This window comes from Spirillospora sp. NPDC048819 (assembly GCF_040650055.1).
Taxonomy (GTDB): Bacteria; Actinomycetota; Actinomycetes; order Streptosporangiales; family Streptosporangiaceae; genus Spirillospora.
In genome coordinates this window covers 318,234-333,586 of record NZ_JBEZGN010000004.1, presented here as the reverse complement: position 1 = coordinate 333,586, position 15,353 = coordinate 318,234, and the positions used below count along the sequence as shown (strand labels likewise).

The 15,353-nt window shown below is 72.1% G+C and carries 12 protein-coding genes; 4 read left to right on the top strand and 8 right to left on the bottom strand.

All coding sequences use genetic code 11. From position 1 onward, the window contains the following. Positions 1-34 precede the first annotated feature (34 nt). Together AB0C35_RS09255 and AB0C35_RS09250 are read left to right on the top strand one after the other, a co-directional pair. On the top strand, positions 35-1,018 hold the full coding sequence (locus AB0C35_RS09255) for an RNA polymerase subunit sigma-70 (protein ID WP_358452345.1): 984 nt from the start codon (positions 35-37) through the stop codon (positions 1,016-1,018). 69 nt (positions 1,019-1,087) lie between these two features. Beyond that, positions 1,088-1,681 (top strand): maleylpyruvate isomerase family mycothiol-dependent enzyme, encoded by a 594-nt coding sequence (locus tag AB0C35_RS09250; RefSeq protein ID WP_358452343.1) that lies wholly within the window; start codon positions 1,088-1,090, stop codon positions 1,679-1,681. A gap of 64 nt (positions 1,682-1,745) precedes the next feature. Here the strand turns inward: AB0C35_RS09250 and AB0C35_RS09245 are convergent, their stop codons facing one another. Both AB0C35_RS09245 and AB0C35_RS09240 read right to left on the bottom strand, forming a co-directional pair. Beyond that, entirely contained in the window at positions 1,746-2,171 is a 426-nt protein-coding gene (locus AB0C35_RS09245; protein WP_358452341.1) for a nuclear transport factor 2 family protein, read from the bottom strand. A 59-nt stretch (positions 2,172-2,230) separates the two neighbouring features. After that, complete coding sequence (locus tag AB0C35_RS09240; protein ID WP_358452339.1) at positions 2,231-3,232, bottom strand: sigma-70 family RNA polymerase sigma factor; 1,002 nt, start codon at positions 3,230-3,232, stop codon at positions 2,231-2,233. A gap of 177 nt (positions 3,233-3,409) precedes the next feature. Here AB0C35_RS09240 and AB0C35_RS09235 point away from each other — a divergent pair, with 177 nt between their 5' ends. Beyond that, positions 3,410-4,966 (top strand): hypothetical protein, encoded by a 1,557-nt coding sequence (locus AB0C35_RS09235; protein WP_358452337.1) that lies wholly within the window; start codon positions 3,410-3,412, stop codon positions 4,964-4,966. Between the two features lie 8 nt (positions 4,967-4,974). Continuing rightward, on the top strand, positions 4,975-6,033 hold the full coding sequence (locus AB0C35_RS09230; protein ID WP_358452335.1) for a DUF6348 family protein: 1,059 nt from the start codon (positions 4,975-4,977) through the stop codon (positions 6,031-6,033). On the opposite strand, the gene AB0C35_RS09225 is transcribed toward AB0C35_RS09230, so the two are convergent. The 6 genes from AB0C35_RS09225 to AB0C35_RS09200 all read right to left on the bottom strand — a co-directional run bounded on the left by AB0C35_RS09225 (position 6,030) and on the right by AB0C35_RS09200 (position 15,168). Then, the gene (locus tag AB0C35_RS09225) at positions 6,030-7,943 is read right to left on the bottom strand and encodes a hypothetical protein (protein WP_358452334.1); all 1,914 of its coding nucleotides are present in this window, start codon (positions 7,941-7,943) and stop codon (positions 6,030-6,032) included. The two genes, AB0C35_RS09230 and AB0C35_RS09225, sit on opposite strands and share 4 nt — an antisense overlap. A 148-nt stretch (positions 7,944-8,091) precedes the next feature. Continuing rightward, positions 8,092-8,784, bottom strand: a complete 693-nt coding sequence (locus AB0C35_RS09220; protein ID WP_358452332.1) for a response regulator transcription factor — start codon at positions 8,782-8,784, stop codon at positions 8,092-8,094. Then, a complete protein-coding gene (locus tag AB0C35_RS09215; RefSeq protein ID WP_358452330.1) occupies positions 8,781-10,061 on the bottom strand; it encodes a sensor histidine kinase in 1,281 nt (426 codons plus the stop codon). The genes AB0C35_RS09220 and AB0C35_RS09215 overlap by 4 nt, the downstream gene beginning before the upstream one ends. 7 nt (positions 10,062-10,068) lie before the next feature. Then, positions 10,069-12,306: an MMPL family transporter gene (locus tag AB0C35_RS09210; protein ID WP_358452328.1), complete on the bottom strand. Its 2,238-nt coding sequence runs from the start codon at positions 12,304-12,306 to the stop codon at positions 10,069-10,071. Between the two features lie 186 nt (positions 12,307-12,492). Then, positions 12,493-13,980, bottom strand: coding sequence for a serine/threonine-protein kinase (locus tag AB0C35_RS09205; RefSeq protein WP_358452326.1), 1,488 nt, complete (start codon positions 13,978-13,980; stop codon positions 12,493-12,495). A gap of 144 nt (positions 13,981-14,124) precedes the next feature. Continuing rightward, positions 14,125-15,168: a hypothetical protein gene (locus AB0C35_RS09200; protein WP_358452324.1), complete on the bottom strand. Its 1,044-nt coding sequence runs from the start codon at positions 15,166-15,168 to the stop codon at positions 14,125-14,127. Positions 15,169-15,353: the final 185 nt, after the last annotated feature.

Genomic DNA, 15,353 nt, shown 5'->3' with positions numbered 1-15,353 from the left:
TGTGGACGTGGCGGTCGGCTGATGGAGGTGGCTCGTGCCGGAAGGCGAGTTGGCGATCGAGGACCTGGAGGCTCTGCGCGTCCCGCTGACCGGCTACTGCTACCGGCTCCTCGGCTCTGCGGCCGACACGGACGACGCGGTTCAGGAAACCCTGATCCGAGCGTCGTCCAAGCGGGACCAGTACGACCCGAGCAGGGCACGGTTGAGCACCTGGGTCCATCGGATCGCCACCAACGTCTGCATCGACATGCTCCGGGCGGCGAAGCGGCGGGCCCTGGTCATGGACGTGGAGTCGGCGGCTGCCCAGAGCTCGGACCTCGGCGCGCCGCTTCCGCCGGAGGCATGGGTGGAGCCGATGCCCGACTCGCGTCTGCTGGGCGGGCGGGACCCCGGTGAAGTGGCCCTGCAGCGGGAGTCGGTTCGGCTGGCGTTCATCGCGGCGCTTCAGCATCTCGCTCCTCGTCAGCGGGCCGTCCTGGTGCTGCGTGACGTCCTGGTGTTCACCGCCCAGGAGACCGCCGAGATCCTCGGCACCACGGTGCCCGCGGTGAACAGCGCGTTGCAGCGTGCGCGGGCCTCGCTGGACGCCGCTCGGCCCGACCCCTTCGACCTCTACGACCCCGAAGACGCCGGGCAGCGTGATCTGCTTCGCAGGTATGTGGCCGCTTTCGAGGCCCATGACATCGCCGGGTTGACCGCGGTGATGCGTGAGGACGCGGTGGCTTCGATGCCGCCGTTCCAGTGGCGGCTGGAAGGCGCACAGAAGATCGCCGCGCTCGCCGGGAACAGCGACTCGTGCGCGGGCGCGCGACTGGTTCCATGCCGCATCAACGGCGCCCCGGGGTTCGGGCAGTACCGGCCCGGCGACGACGGCGTCCTCCGGCCGTTCGCTCTCGTATCGGTCGACATACGGGACGAACTGATCACCCAAATGGTGACGTTCCTCGGTACTCAGCACCGTTTCGCCGAGTTCGGCCTCCCCGAGTCCTTCCGAGATGGTGAGCAGGTCACCGTGTGACCGATGAGTTCTCGCCCGACGCGTCGTACAAGTCGATGAACACCCTGACGACGCGGAAGGACCAGCTCGATGGAAACAACCTCGGACCACCTGACCAGCGAGACCCGGGCAGAGCGGGAGCGGCTCGCCGGCCTGCTCGGTGACCTCACGCCGGAGCAGTGGGACATGCCGTCCCTGTGCGAGGGCTGGCGGGTCCGTGAGGTGGTCGCCCACATGACGATGCCGTTCCGGACCAAGCCGATCGGGGTGATGGCGGGCCTGGTCCGGGCCGGGTTCTCGTTCAACCGGTACGCCGACCGGGATGCCCGATCGGCGGCCCGGACGATGAGCGAGGCCGAACTCGTCGACCTTCTCCGGCGCAACATCGACCACCCCTGGCGTCCGCCCGGTGGTGGGCAGGCGGGTGCCCTCAGCCATGACGTCATCCACGGCCTCGACTTCACCGAGCCGCTCGGCCTCCCCTCGGCACCGGCCGAGCGTCTCGCGCTGGTTCTGGCATCGGGCGGTCCCCGGCAGCTGAAGTACTTCGGGGTCGACCTCGGCGGGAGAAAACTGACCGCCACCGACTCCGACGCGGTCGTCGGCGAAGGATCCACCGTCGTGGCGATGACGTCCAAGGACGTCCTCCTCGTGGTCACCGGACGGCGTCCTGTCGGGAGGTGATCACGTGGCGTATCGGTGAAACGAGGCGGACTTCTTTGCCGCGTGGTCCTCGGCGGCGCGGGCGTCAGGCCTCCTCGGGTTCGTCCTGGTCCGTGGGGACGAGTGGGAAGGAGTGGTGTTCGTGGACGACGGTCCAGCGGGCGTCCTCCTTGCGTAGGCCGAGGGTCAGGCGCAAGCGGTTGTCGGGGTTTGCGGCGAATTCCTCCTTGGTGCCGCAGCGCAGAAGCGCGTAAGCGAAGGCGACGTCGTCGCCTGCGATGACGTCCAGCGACTCGATGTCGAAGACGGCGCCCTGGGCCTGCCACTCGAAGAATGGCGGCCACGACCGGCGGTACTCGTCCAGGCCGCGCACTCCCTCGTACGGCGGCGGGACGTCGAACATGACGATGTCCTCGGCGTGGTCCTGGAGGACCCGGTCCATGTCGCCGGTGTGAACGGCCTCCGCCCAGCGTTCGATCAGGGCGCGGATCTGCTCTTGGTCGGTCTGCATTGTCGTGTCCTTCCGGCTCGGTTGTCCGTCAGGACTACAACCCGGGCCGGGCCGCGAAATCATCGCGGCGGGCCGGGCAATTCCATGGGGAGGCCGAATCTTGAGAAGTCGGCGTCCAGGAAGGACACCACTTCGGCGATCCGGGTGTCGTCCAGCACGAGCAGGTCCAGGCCCGCCGGGACGTATGCCGCTCTGGCGTCGTCCCACATGTAGGTGCCGAAGGCCAGCTGCTCGTTCGCCTGCGCCGGCACGAAACGCCAGCGGTCGGTCAGCGGCCCTTCGACGAGGAAGGCACGGATGCCCGCATGCCCTTCGTACCAGGCGGCCAGGGGCGGCATGGAGTACTTGGCGTCCTCGGCGAGCATCGCCACGATGGAGTCGACGTCCTGCGCCTCCCAGGCCGCCATGTACCGGCGTGCCAGGTCCCGCTGCGCGGCCTCGCCGATCGCGTCCAAGGTGCGCTGCTGGCTGGTTTCGGGGACGGCCTTCCGCGCCCGCTGCAACGCGCTGTTGACCGCGGCCGTCGTCGTCTCCAGGACCTCGGCGGCTTCACGGGCGGGATATCCGAGCACGTCGCAGAGCAGCAGAGCGGCCCGCTGCGTGGCCGACAGGTGCTGCAAGGCGGCGACGAACGCGATCTCCACGCTCTCTCGCGCGAGAACGCGAGCCTCCGGATCTAGGTCGCCCGCCCAGGACATCCACCGCCCGGGGTACGGCTCCACCCAGGCCGTCTCGACCGCCGGCGCACCCTCCGGGCTCATGTCGGTGGGCAATTCGCGCCGCCCGCGTCTTTCGATCAGCGTCAGCGCCCGATTCGTCGCGATCTTGTAGAGCCAGGGCCGGACCGATCCACGCTCCTCGTACTTCCCCAGCCCCCGCCATGCCCGGTCGAAGGTGTCCTGGACGGCGTCCTCGGCGTCGTGCACTGAGGCGAGCATCCGGTAGCAATGCGCGCGCAACTCGTCCCGGAACGGCTCGACCAGATGTCCGAACGCCTCCCGGTCCCCTTCTCTGGCTGCCAGCACCAGCTCAGCCTCGGCGGGCCGCTCCCCCTCGTCCATGTCGTCAGTATGCGCGCGGAGAGCGAACTGGGCGCCGCGCCGCTCCGCGAGGTCGTGATCGGAACCAGATCGCTGGTGCACGGGTCGGAGGAGGGGTGGTCGGATGTTCGGCGAGTTCGGTCCCGACCGTCTCAGATGCCCTCGTGATGCTCACCGAGCCGATTCGAAATAGGAGCCATGCCGGATTCCCGTGAAGCGGACGTCGAGGAAGCGCCCGCCGAGGCGCTGCCCGCCCTCCTGGTCGACCCGCCCTGGGCGTGGGACCCGATCGTGCTCGACGGGGTGGAGCCGCCCGCGGGGCCGACCGTCGTGTCCTGGGCGAAGGGCGTCCGGGAGTCCTTCCTGGAGAAGGCCCCTGCGGCGCCCTCCGGTAAGGACCACGACTGGGACGCGACGGCGGAACGGATCCGGGGCGGGAGACCGTTGGCCGACCTGACGGCCAAGGGACGCTCGACCCTCTACGCGCGCCTGCTGGTGCACGGCCCGGACGACCTCGCCGCCGAGGCATTGGACGACCGGCGCTACTGGGGCGACCTCGTCCCGAACCACGTCCGGGCGGTCGTCGCCCGCCACGAGCTGGCGGCGTACCGGCTGGCGCTGCACGCCGTCCGTCCCGACGACCCCGACACGCTGGGCGCCCTCGCCCCCTTCCTGGACGCGGACGTGGCGCGGCTGGTGATCGTCCACTCGGACGGCGCGCGACGGCTCCCGGTCGTCGGCTGGCCCGCCGATGCCTGGTTCGACGGGCACGGGACGGCCGCGCTGCCGTACGTCCTGCCGTACGCGCTTGGCGAGCCCGGCCGCGACCGCGCCGTCGCGGAGGCGGCGATCCGCGGGATCATCGCCGACCACGGTCACGACGCCGTCGCCGAGGCCGCGGCACGGCACGGCGGCGAGGCCGTACGGGCGGTGCAGGTTCTGCGCTATCCACTCGCGCGCCACGGCCCGCAGTTCCCGCTCGATGGGCTGCCGTCGGTTCTGCTGCGGGACGGTCGGCACGTCCTGCCCGCCGCCTCCGTCCGGCACCTGGTCACGCTGCTGTCCTGGTTGCGCCCCGAGCGGCCGCGCCCGGCGCTCGGTGAGGTCGTCGAGGAGGTCGTCGAGGCGTGCGACCCCGGCTCGCTCGCCGACTTCGCCTGGGGCCTGTACCGGGCGGAGTTCGACTCGCGGACACCGGCGGAGCGGCGGGGAGTCTGGGCCTCCGACGGCGTCCGGTACGCGCTGGAACGTTTCGGCGACGACCGCACCGCCGCCCGCCTCGCCGCCGTCGTCGCCCGCTGGTCGTCCCGGGAGGTCCGGCCGGCGTACGCCCAGAGGGCCTCCGCCCTGCGGGTGTTCACCGCGCTCGGGAGCGATGCCGCGCTGCGCCTGCTGGACGGGCTCGGGCGCGAGGCGGCCGACCAGACGCGGATCGGCCCCGGCGCCCTGGAGGCGATGCGGGAGATCGCCGAGCGGCGCGGGTTGAGCGGGCAACGGCTCGCCGCGCGGCTCGTCCCCGACTTCGGGCTGGACGCCGAAGGCGGCATGAACCTCGACTACGGTCCCCGCGGCTTCCGCGTCGGGTTCGACGAGCGGCTCAGGCCCCACGTCGTTGACGCCGACGACGAGCGGCACGCGAGCCCGCCCGAGCCGGGCCCCGCCTCCGAAATCCTCGCGGATCTGACCGAACTGACCGAACCGACCGAGCTGGCCGAGGTGGCCGAGCCGACTACGGAAAGAGATCGCGCCAAGTGACCGGATCTATGACGTTCGACGCTGCCGTCGAGGTGGGTGTCGCCGCGTTCTGCGCGGGTGCGGAGCCGCCGAGTGACGACGAAGTGCTGAGCCGGCTGACCGGGGCCGGTGTCGAACCGTGGCTGGCCGAGCGGCTGCTGATCTTCCTCCCGATGGCGTACACGCGGCGGCTGCTGCCTGATGTCCGGTTCCCGGATGCGGTGGTGGCTCCGGGCGGGCGCGTGAGCCTGCCGGCCGAGCCGGTGTTCGTGGCCGCGTCGGCGCGCGCCCTGCAGGCCGGTCGCGGCGAGATCGAACGGGTGGCGCTGCGCAGCAGCGAGATCAGTGCGATCAACAAGGCGCTGAACGCCGGGTCGCAGCTGTCGGACCTGGTGCCCGGCGAGACCGTCCTGGTCGAGGACCTGGAACCGGTCGAGCCGGGCGACGGCAGCGTACCCTCGCCACGAGCCGTGTTCGAGGGCCTCCTACGGGGGCACCATGTGCTGCTCGACGGCGAGACGAAGGCCGATGCGAAGCTGTTCGTCCACCCCGCTCCGGCCGGCGTGGTGATGGCCCAGGTCGACTTCGCCGTGTCGCACCCGGCGCTGGCCACATCGTGGCTGGTGGAGAGCTTCGCCGGGCACGGCACCACCTGGCGCGAGGCGATCGGCGGGGCGCTCCGCAAGTTCGAGCGCGGCTCCCTGCATCCGATCGTCGACGGCCTGCTGCGTCCCGGTGCCGCTCCCGACCAGGTGGTGCGGGAGCGGTACGAGCACCCCGGCGGCGCGTTCGACCTGGTCCTGGGTGCTCAGCTCACAATGTTCACCGACCGGCCGGTGCCGTCCGCCGGGCCCCTGTTCGACCGGCTGTCCGAGGCGCTGCGCTCGGTGCCGCTCACTCGGAAGGTGCACGGGCTGCGCCTGTTCATCGCCTACCACGACGGCCGGTTGCAGACCAATGAGGTGCTCCTGGACGGCGAGCAGTGGCCCGGCGGAGAGGCTGTGGTCGCGGACAGTCCGGCGCCTTTGCCCGATGGGAGGGTAGCGGTACGGCTCTTCTGTCTGCTCGTGCCCGTTGACGGCGTCTAGGGACGGGACTGCTTGCCGCTGGCCAGCCGGATGGAAATCGCGGCGTGCAGGAGGTCCAGGAACGGCCGGGTTCCGGCGTACGCCGGAGTGGAGCGCAGTTCGCGCCGGACGACGGCCAGGTCGTCCGGAGTCATGGCGGTCAAGGGGCGCTTCGCGGTCTCCATGACCGCGTCCGAGTGGCGGTTCCGCACGGCGATCTCGTCGTCGTCCCGATCGTTCAACAATTGCGCGAGCTTCAGGCCCGAATCGGAGTACCAGCCCGGTGCGGCCGGGCCCGGCCTGCCGACCTCCGCCAGGCGGACCGCGTCCAGAGGAAGGGCCGCCGCGTCCACGATCTGGCCGCCCATGACGAGCTCGTCGCGAGGCCGCAGCATGATGAGCGGGCCGGGGAACACCATGCGCTGGTGGAGTTCCTGCCGGAGCCGGTGGCCCTCCACGCGCCAGACGCGCAGGCCGTCCTCGCCGGCACCGATCACCTGGTCGGGGTCGCGGAAGACGGCCGAGACGACGCGGGACGGGATCTCGGGTGAGCGCGCGATCGGGACGCCGTCGGGGTCCGCGATCATCAGGTGGCCGCTCTGTCCGGATGCGCCGTACAGAACCACCCGGCCGCTGATCGGATCGCCGGCCAGCGGCGTCCAGTCCGCCCCGGCGGGCAGAGTGTGGTTCGCGACGACGTCGCCGTACGCGTCGTGCACGCGCAGAACGGCCGATTCTCCGATGAGGAAACCCGCGCGATGGCGCACGATCGGCCCGGACGAAGGGTGCAGCTTCTCCCATCGGTGCCCGTCGAGCCGGTAGAGCGGTCCCTGCTCCCGATCTTGGAAGAAGACGGCCTCGCCGGTGTCCAGGAGCAGTTCCCCTCCCATCCGGCTGCGCTCGCGGTGGAACGGCGGCGACACACCGATCGTGTCGCTGACCTCGCCTTCGGGCAGTGCGTAGATCACCAGATGGCGTGGGCCGCCCCGCGGCCGGTAGAGATCCTCGCACCAGGCGATGAGACGGCGGCCGTCCGGGCTCAGGGCTCCCAGGTACGTGAACCGGGTGCTCTGTTCGTCGTAACCCGGGCTGCGCAACGGGCCGGAGTGCGCGTAGCCCCAGAAGGTGCCTCGCGCCCCTTCGAGGAGGGTGCGGTCCTGACCTGCCAGCAGGTCGAACAGCGGACCTCCGCCTTGTCCGGCCGATTCCGGCACGGCGGCGGCCTGCACCGCATCGCCCAGCGGGAGCGCGTCGACCATCCGGTGCAGGTGCGGCCACTCCTCCCGCGCGGCGAGGGCCTCCACGATCTCCAGCGCCTGGACGGAGGGCACCCGCTCGGGGGCGAGGATCGCCAGGTGCCCCGAGTCCAGGAGGGCCTGGTTCACCCGGACGCGCAGCCGGACGTCCAGATGCGGGTAGGCGGCGGCCAGGCAGGTGCCGCCGGGGTCCAGCTCGGCGAAGCGGCCGTACTCCCCCACCAGCAGGTAGAAGGCCGCCCGTTGCGCCGGATCGGCGGGTTCGAGGCCGCGGTCCAGGCAGTGTCGCGCCACCGTCGTATCCCGCATGGCCGCCTCGTACATCAGCTCACGGTCACCACCGGCAAGGACGCGGGCGCGGGCGATCCTCTTCATCGGATGGTCACCGAGCCACTCTTTGAGAGGCTCGTTGTAGAACGCCAGCGCTTCGAGCAGCGCCGCCCGGATGTCCGGTTCGGTGTCACTGCCCTGGCCCAGCACCACCCGGCCCATGCCTTTACCGAAGCCCTGCCACTGCTTCTCGGTCTGAGGCACGCCGAGCTTCATCAGCAGCCGATACAGCCAGGGGTCCGGGTGGAAGAACCACGTCCACCACAGCTTGTCGACGGCAGCGGCGTCCCCGCTCTTGGCCGCGCGTGCCGTGCCGGACAGCCGTAGCCTCCGCCACCATCCCATCGCACACTCCGTCGCCGCCCCTGGTGGGCCGCGCCGAGGGCCCGGCAAGTCGAGAGGCATGATTCGGGGAGACGTCCATCGGATCACCCCGTCGCGGGACGGTCAATGCCGCAGGATTTCGCACGGACCCGTCCCGGCGCGTGTCGGACTACAACAGGCTGTCGGTGCCGCCGTCGGGGGCGGCGCGGACCAGGCCCGTCCGGTAGGCGATGACGACGAGTTGCGCCCGGTCGCGGGCCTCCAGCTTCATCATGGCGCGCTGCACGTGGGCGCGGACGGTGTAGGGGCTGAGGAACATCCGCTCGGCGATCTCCTGGTTGGACAGGCCGGTCGCGACCAGCGCCACCATCTCGCGTTCGCGCGGGGTGAGTACGGCGAGCCGTTCGGGGTGGCTCGGCGGGGCGTCGTCCGGTGTGGCCAGGAAACGGGCGACCAGGGATCGGGTCGCGGCAGGGGACAGAAGAGTGTCGCCGTCGGCGATGGTGCGCACGGCGTCCAGCAGGTCCTCGGCCCCGATGCCCTTGCCGATGAAGCCGCTGGCGCCCGCGCGCAGGGCCTGGGCGACGTACTCGTCGGTCTCGTACGTGGTGAGGATCAGGATGCGGCTGGCGCGCAGTTCCGGGTCCGCGCAGATCTGCGACGTGGCGGTGAGACCGTCCACCTCGGGCATCCGGATGTCCATGATCACCACGTCGGGGGACAGCTCCCGGGTGAGTCTCACCGCCTCCCCGCCGTCGGCGGCCTCACCGACCACGGTGATGTCGTCGGCGGTGTCGAGCAGCATCCGGAAGGCGCCGCGCAGCAGGGCCTGATCGTCGGCGAGCAGCACCTTGAGCGTCACGGCGCATCCCCGGCCTCTCCGTCGCCCGTCGCTCCGCCGGCCATCGGCGCCTCGCCGGTCGCCGGTCCATCGGTCTCCCGCTTGGCGGGCGGGAGGGGCAGCTCGGTGGAGACGAGGAAGCCGCCTTCCGGGCGACTGCCCGCGGAGAGGCGTCCCCCGACCGCGGTGGCGCGTTCACGCATCCCGATCAGACCGTAGCCGGGCGGACGGTCCGGCGCCGTGGACGCGGCCGACGCCGTATGGGCGCCCCCTCCGTCGTCGGCGACGGTGATGGTCACGCGATCGCGGTTCCAGGTGAGGCGCACCTGGGCGCTTCCGGTACCGGCGTGCTTGGTCACGTTGGTCAGGGCCTCCTGGACGATGCGGTAGGCGGTGAGGTCCACTCCCGGCGGCAGCGGCCTGGACGCGCCCTCCTGGTGCACCGACACGTCCAGGCCAGCGCGGCGGAACGACTCGAGGAGCGCGGGAAGCCGGGACAGCCCGGGCGCCGGTTCGGCGGGCGCGGCCGCGTCCCCGGACTCGCGCAGCAGGCCGACCGTGGCCCGCAGGTCGTCGAGCGCGTCGCCGGTGGTCTCGACGAGCTCCTTCAGGCTCTTGCGGGTCTGCTCCGGGCGGGTGTCGAAGAGGTGCGCGGCGACCGTGGCCTGCGCGTTGGCCAGGGTGATCTGATGGGCCACGAGGTCGTGGAGTTCCCGGGCGATGCGCAGCCGTTCCTCGGCCACCCTCCGGCGCGCCTCGATCTCCCGGGTCTTCTCGGCCCGCCGGGCCCGCTCCTCCACGGCCGCCAGGTAGGCCCGCCGGTTCTGCGTCGAGTGACCGAGTACGCCGGCCACCAGCGGGAACGCCGCCACCGCCGCCATCCTGCTCGCGTCCTTCCACGAAAGGGCCCCGAACAAGAGGGTGGAGGCGGCCAGCAGCGCCGCGGAGGCGAGCAGCACCGCGCTCGCCGCGCGCCTTTCGGTGCGCACGGCGAGCGAGTACGCGGCGATCACGGCGGGGGCCACGATGAGCGGGCTCAGCAGCAGGCCCAGCAGCGGCACCAGCATGCCGGCCGCGGTCGTGGCCGCCACGGCGGCCACGGGGGCCCGGTGCCGCAGCGGCAGCACGGCACAGGACACCACGGCGATGAGGTAGGCGGCGGCGGGCGGCGCCGACAGCGTGTCGTCGACCCGCACCACGCCGCCGAGCAGGCACACGGCGAACGCCGTCGCCATGACCGCCGCCTCCCGCCACCACATGCCGCGTGGTCGCGGGCCGCCGCCACCGGTGTTCGTCATGGCCGGCTCAGCGCCTGCCGCCGTGAAGCAGCGGCGCCGCCGCGTCCGGCCTGGTCGCGGAGGCCGGGACGCGCCTGCTCAGTTTCTCTCCCTCGATGTCCACGTTCGGCAGCACACGGTTCAGGATACGAGGCAGCCACCAGGCCCGATGGCCGAGCAGCGCCAGGACCGCGGGGACAATCGCCATCCGGACCACGAAGGCGTCGAAGGCGACGGCGGCGGCCAGGCCGACGCCCATCGTCTGGATGGTCGGGGAGTTCATCCCGATGAACCCGGCGAAGACACTGATCATGATGATCGCCGCCGCGGCCACCACACGTCCGCTGTGCCGGAAGCCGTGGACGATCGCCTCGCCCGAGGACGCGCCATGGACGTAGGCCTCCCGCATCCGGGTGAGAAGGAAGACTTCGTAATCCATGGCGAGACCGAACACGATTCCGATGATGAGGATCGGCATCAGCGACATGACCGGCCCGGTCTGCTCGATGCCGATCAGCTCCGCCGCCCAGCCCCATTGGAAGACGGCGACGAGCACGCCGAAGGCGGCGCCCACCGACAGCAGGAAGCCGAGCGCGGCCTTGACCGGGACGAGGACCGAGCGGAAGACCACCATCAGCAGCAGCACCGCCAAGCCGATGACCACGGTCAGATAGGGGATGAGGGCGTCGGACATGGCTTCGGAGATGTCGATGTTCATCGCGGTGGTGCCGGTCACCAGGACGCCGGCGCCCGTGTCGGCCTCGACGCCGGAGACCGCGCCCCGGATCGCGTGCACCAGGTCCTTGGTCTCGCCGCTGTTCGGCGCGGTCTGCGGGACGGCGGTGAGGACGGCCGTGTCCGCGGTCCGGTTGAGAACCGGATCACCGACCGACGCGACCCCGTCCACTCCCCGCACGGTCTCGGCCACCAGGTCCGTGGCGGCGCGGGTGTCCGCGGACTCCGACATGTCCACGACCACGGTCAACGGGCCGTTGAAGCCGGGGCCGAAGCCTTCCGACAGCAGGTCGTAGGCACGGCGCTGGGTGGTCTCCGCCGACTTGGACTCGTCTCCGGGCAGCCCGAGTTCGAGGCTCAGCGCCGGGAGGGCCACCACGCCGAGACCGAGTCCGGCGACCAGCAGCACGGTCACCGGCCGGCGCAGCACGAACCGCGCCCAGCGGGCGCCGAGCCCGGGCCGGGCTGCCGCGGCGGGCACCGGGTGCGAGCTTCCCGGCCGGCCGGCCTTGCGGGCGGCGCGGGACGGTATCCGCCGGCCGAAGAAGCCGAACAGCGCGGGGACCAGGGTCAGGGCGACGAGCACGGCGAGGGCCACGGCGCCCGCGCCGCCCATGCCCATCTTGGTGAGTTCGGGGATTCCGACGACCCCCAGCCCGACCAGGGCGATGAAGACGGTCGCGCCGGCGAAGACGACGGCGGACCCGGCCGTGCCCACAGCCCGGCCGGCGGCCTCCTCCGGCTCGCTGCCCTGCGCGAGCTCGTCGCGGAAGCGGGAGGTGATGAACAATGCGTAGTCGATGCCGACCGCCAGCCCCAGCATCAGCGCCAGGATGGCGACGGTGGACGTCAGGCCCAGCGGACCGGCCAGCGCGGAGACCAGGCCGAAGGAGATGGCCACGCCCACGAACGCGGTCAGCAGCGACAATCCGGCCGCGGCCAGCGACCCGAGGGCGAGGATCAGCACCACCGCCGCCACCGCCACGCCGATGATCTCCGTCGTCCCGCCCGGCGCCTCTTCGGCGTCCAGGGCCGAGCCGCCGATCTCCACGGTCAGCCCCGCGTTCCGGGCCTGGCCCGCGGCGTCTTCGAGGGCGCTCTTCGTCGACTCGGTCAGCTCGACGGCCTCCTTGGTGTAGGTGATCGTCGAGTAGGCGATGGTGCCGTCCTCGCTGACCGCGCCGGTCTCATAGGGGTCGGTGGTCGACGCCACCTGATCACCCCCGTCCAGTGAGCCGAGCGCACCGGCGACGGCCGCCTTGTTCTCCGTGGCCGTCACCCGCTGCCCGTCCGGGGCCTGGAACACCAGGCGGGCCTCGGCGCCCTGGGAGTTGCTCTGGGGGAAGCGCTCGTCCAGCAGGTCGAACGCCTTCTGCGACTCGGTGCCGGGCATGGAGAGGTCCTCGTCCTGCCCGGCCGGCGCCAGGGCGGCGGCGAGCCCGGCCAGCACCAGGGCGCCCAGCCACAGCGCGAGCACGAGCCGGCGCCGCCGGAAGGCCCACCGTCCGATCCGGTAAAGAGATGTCGCCACCTGCTGATCACTCCAGACACCGCTAGAAAGGGGAAATGCGCGAATTTCGCGCGTCTCCAACACTTCCCTCCGGCGCCCCGCCGGGCATCGTCCCCCGCCACCGTCTTCCCCTGGTGCACCCGGACCAGCCGCTCACGCGTCCTGGTGCGTACGCACCAGGCGGACCAGCGTGCCGAGCACGGGGTCTCAGAACGTGCAGGGCGGGATGCCGGGGACGGGCCCGTCCCCCCACGTCGTCGAGACCGACGAGGCCGGGAACCAGCCCCAGCCGTCGTTGTCGTAGCGGTCGTCGCCTTGGGTGTAGAGCCAGGTCGACCCGGTGCCCTCCGGGTTGTCCGCCCCCTTCGCCCAGCACACGAACCAGTTGCTGGACGACCTCAGGTAGCCGACGGTCGTCCCGGGCCGCCGTTCGAGGAAGAGCGGGCCCGGCCGGACCGTCCGGCAGGACCACGTCGCGAACTCGCGGCCCTGCGGGTCGGTGACCCTCCGGCCCTCCGGCTCGCATCGCTCGACCGCGGGAGTCCCGCCGGCACCGGTGCTCGGCGACGGCGACGCGCCGCCGGTACCGGACCACGGACGCGACGCGATGAGCAGGCCGATGACCAGGGTGCCGGCGAGCCCTGCCGCTGCCGCGCCGACCCAGACCGGCCACGTCCCGCGGGCGCGCGGCGGCGCCACGGCGGACGCGTCAGGGGCCGTGGCGGGGACTGGAGCCGCGGCGGGGACTGGAGCCGCGGCGGGGACTGGAGCCGCGACGGACCGCTGCGGAACGGGCGGAGGAGGAGGCGGCGGAGGCGGAGGGAGCGGAGCGGGCTCCTCTCCGTACCGGTCGAGCATCCGGGTCGCCTGCTCGGGCAGCCATTCCCCGATCGGCCCGCCGTCCGGGCCGAGCCGCTCCAGCAGCCCGGCGGGCGAGGGCCGGTCGGCGGGATCCTTGGCCAAGCATGCCGCGACGAGGTCGCACAGCGCGTCCGGCAGCCCGTCCAGGCCGGGTTCCTCATGGACGATCCGGTACATCAAAGTGTGGGCGGGCCCGTCGCCGAACGGCCGGACGCCGGCCGCGTGGCACAGGACCGCGCCCAGCGCGAAGACGTCCGCCGCCGGGCCGACGTCCTCGCCCTTGACGTGCTCGGGGGCCATGAACCCGGGCGTGCCGATGGAGCCGCCGGGGACCGTCAGCGCGGTCCCCTCCAGCACCTGCGCGATCCCGAAGTCGATGACGCGGGGCCCGTCGGAGGCCAGCAGGACGTTGGCCGGCTTCAGGTCGCGGTGCACCAGGCCCACGCTGTGGATCGCCTCCAGCGCCTCGGCGAGGCCCGCGCCCAGGACCCGCAGAGACCGTTCGGGGAGGGCGCCGTGCTCGGCCACGACGGCGGCCAGGGACGGGCCCGGCACGTAGGCGGTGACGAGCCACGGCGGGTCGGCGTCCAGGTCGATCTCGACCACCTGCGCGGTGTGGAAGCCGCCGACCTTGCGGGCGGCCTCGGCCTCGCGGGCGAAGCGGCGGCGGAACTGCGCGTCGGAGGCGAGCTCGGCCCGGACGACCTTCACCGCCACCGCGCGGCCGCCCGGCGAGTGGCCGAGGAACACCTCGCCCATTCCTCCCGAGCCGAGCCGCCCCGCCAGCCGGTAGCGCCCGATCGACTGGGGATCGGCGGGACGCAGCGGCTCCATCTTCCCCCATCCTCTGGTCCCGTTCGCATCCCGACGGGCCGGTCACCCAGTGTTCAAGATCCTCCAGGCACCGGTCGCGGTTCACGGCCCGGCGTCCACATCCGGCCATCGGAGGCGGACGCGATCACGCGGATTCCCGTCCGGTCACGGGAGGTTGGTCATCGCCAGGGGGCCGCCGCCTTCGGCCGTGCCCACCGCGACCATGGCGCCGTTCGTGCCGGGGATCCCGGTGAAGTCGAAGCCGCCGCGATCGAGGTCGCCGATGCCCGTCCGCGCGAGAGCGGGCATCGGGGTGGATTGCCAGGTCTGGCCGTCGAAGCGGTAGAAGCGGGCGCCGGGCCCGTCGGGGTCGTCGGCCGACCACAGGGAACCGTCTTCGGCGACGTGATAGCCGCCGCCGGAGGAGGGCGGTTTCGGAATCGCCGTCCAGGTGCCGCCGGTGCCGAGCATCAACTCGGTCTTGGTGGGGCCGCCCAGGAGGACGCCTTGCGGGCCGGCCGCCAGGAGGTAGGTGTAGCCCTCGGGGACGTCCGCCTCCACCCATGTGCCGCCGTCCCAGCGCGCGATGACGTCCCGGAAGGGCAGGTCGGTGCCCCTGGCCCACAGCTCCGTGTCGCTCACCGGGTGGATCGTGTGGACGTAGAAGTCGGTGTCGTAGGTGGTCCACGTGCCGTTCTGCCATCTGGCCAGGCACCCGTTGGACGCCCAGACGGCGTCGCCGACGGGCGCCACCTGCAGGTTGGTCGCGGACTCGCACGGCTCGGGCGGAGTGACCCGCGACCAGCCGGAGCCGTCCCAGTGGGCCAGGTACGCCCCGTTGTCCTTTTCGCCGGAGAGCCAGACGTCCCCGGAGGGGGAGGACCCCAGATCCCGGACCTTCATGTTCCATAGACCGGGCGGGTTGCGGTTCTCCCAGGAGGAGCCGTTCCACTTGCGGACGATCGCGTTGGAACTGCAGAACCTCAGGGGGACGCCGCCGGTGATGGGCACTTCCACGCACCCGTGGCCCTCGAACCCGGCCGCCCAGACGTCCTGCGGTCCCAGGGCGGTCACGTCGGTGAGGCCGCTCTGGGGCCAGAGGCCGAAGGGGGCGTCCATCAGCCGCCACGGGCGCTCGGCGGCGTGGGCCGGGGCCGCCAGCCCGGCGACCAGGGCGGCCGCGGCTCCGATCATCCATGCACGTTTCATGCCGGTCATCGTGCTGGACGGCGCACCTCGGGGCTTGTCACAATCATGACAGAAAATACTGGCAAGTTTGTGCTACCTCGCGAACACGACACACGGCGAAGCTGGACGTCGAAGACCGGGCGGCGCTTGTCGCAGGCGGTGGCCACCGCCTGCGACAAACACCTCCTCCCCGAAGCGGGCACGGC

Excerpts from the sequence above, each read along its gene's own strand:
- AB0C35_RS09230 (WP_358452335.1), top strand. The coding sequence starts at position 4,975 with ATGACGTTCGACGCTGCCGTCGAGGTGGGTGTCGCCGCGTTCTGCGCG.
- AB0C35_RS09250 (WP_358452343.1), top strand. The coding sequence starts at position 1,088 with ATGGAAACAACCTCGGACCACCTGACCAGCGAGACCCGGGCAGAGCGG.
- AB0C35_RS09245 (WP_358452341.1), bottom strand. The coding sequence starts at position 2,171 with ATGCAGACCGACCAAGAGCAGATCCGCGCCCTGATCGAACGCTGGGCG.
- AB0C35_RS09240 (WP_358452339.1), bottom strand. The coding sequence starts at position 3,232 with ATGGACGAGGGGGAGCGGCCCGCCGAGGCTGAGCTGGTGCTGGCAGCC.
- AB0C35_RS09215 (WP_358452330.1), bottom strand. The coding sequence starts at position 10,061 with ATGACGAACACCGGTGGCGGCGGCCCGCGACCACGCGGCATGTGGTGG.
- AB0C35_RS09205 (WP_358452326.1), bottom strand. The coding sequence starts at position 13,980 with ATGGAGCCGCTGCGTCCCGCCGATCCCCAGTCGATCGGGCGCTACCGG.
- AB0C35_RS09200 (WP_358452324.1), bottom strand. The coding sequence starts at position 15,168 with ATGAAACGTGCATGGATGATCGGAGCCGCGGCCGCCCTGGTCGCCGGG.
- AB0C35_RS09225 (WP_358452334.1), bottom strand. The coding sequence starts at position 7,943 with ATGGGATGGTGGCGGAGGCTACGGCTGTCCGGCACGGCACGCGCGGCC.
- AB0C35_RS09235 (WP_358452337.1), top strand. The coding sequence starts at position 3,410 with ATGCCGGATTCCCGTGAAGCGGACGTCGAGGAAGCGCCCGCCGAGGCG.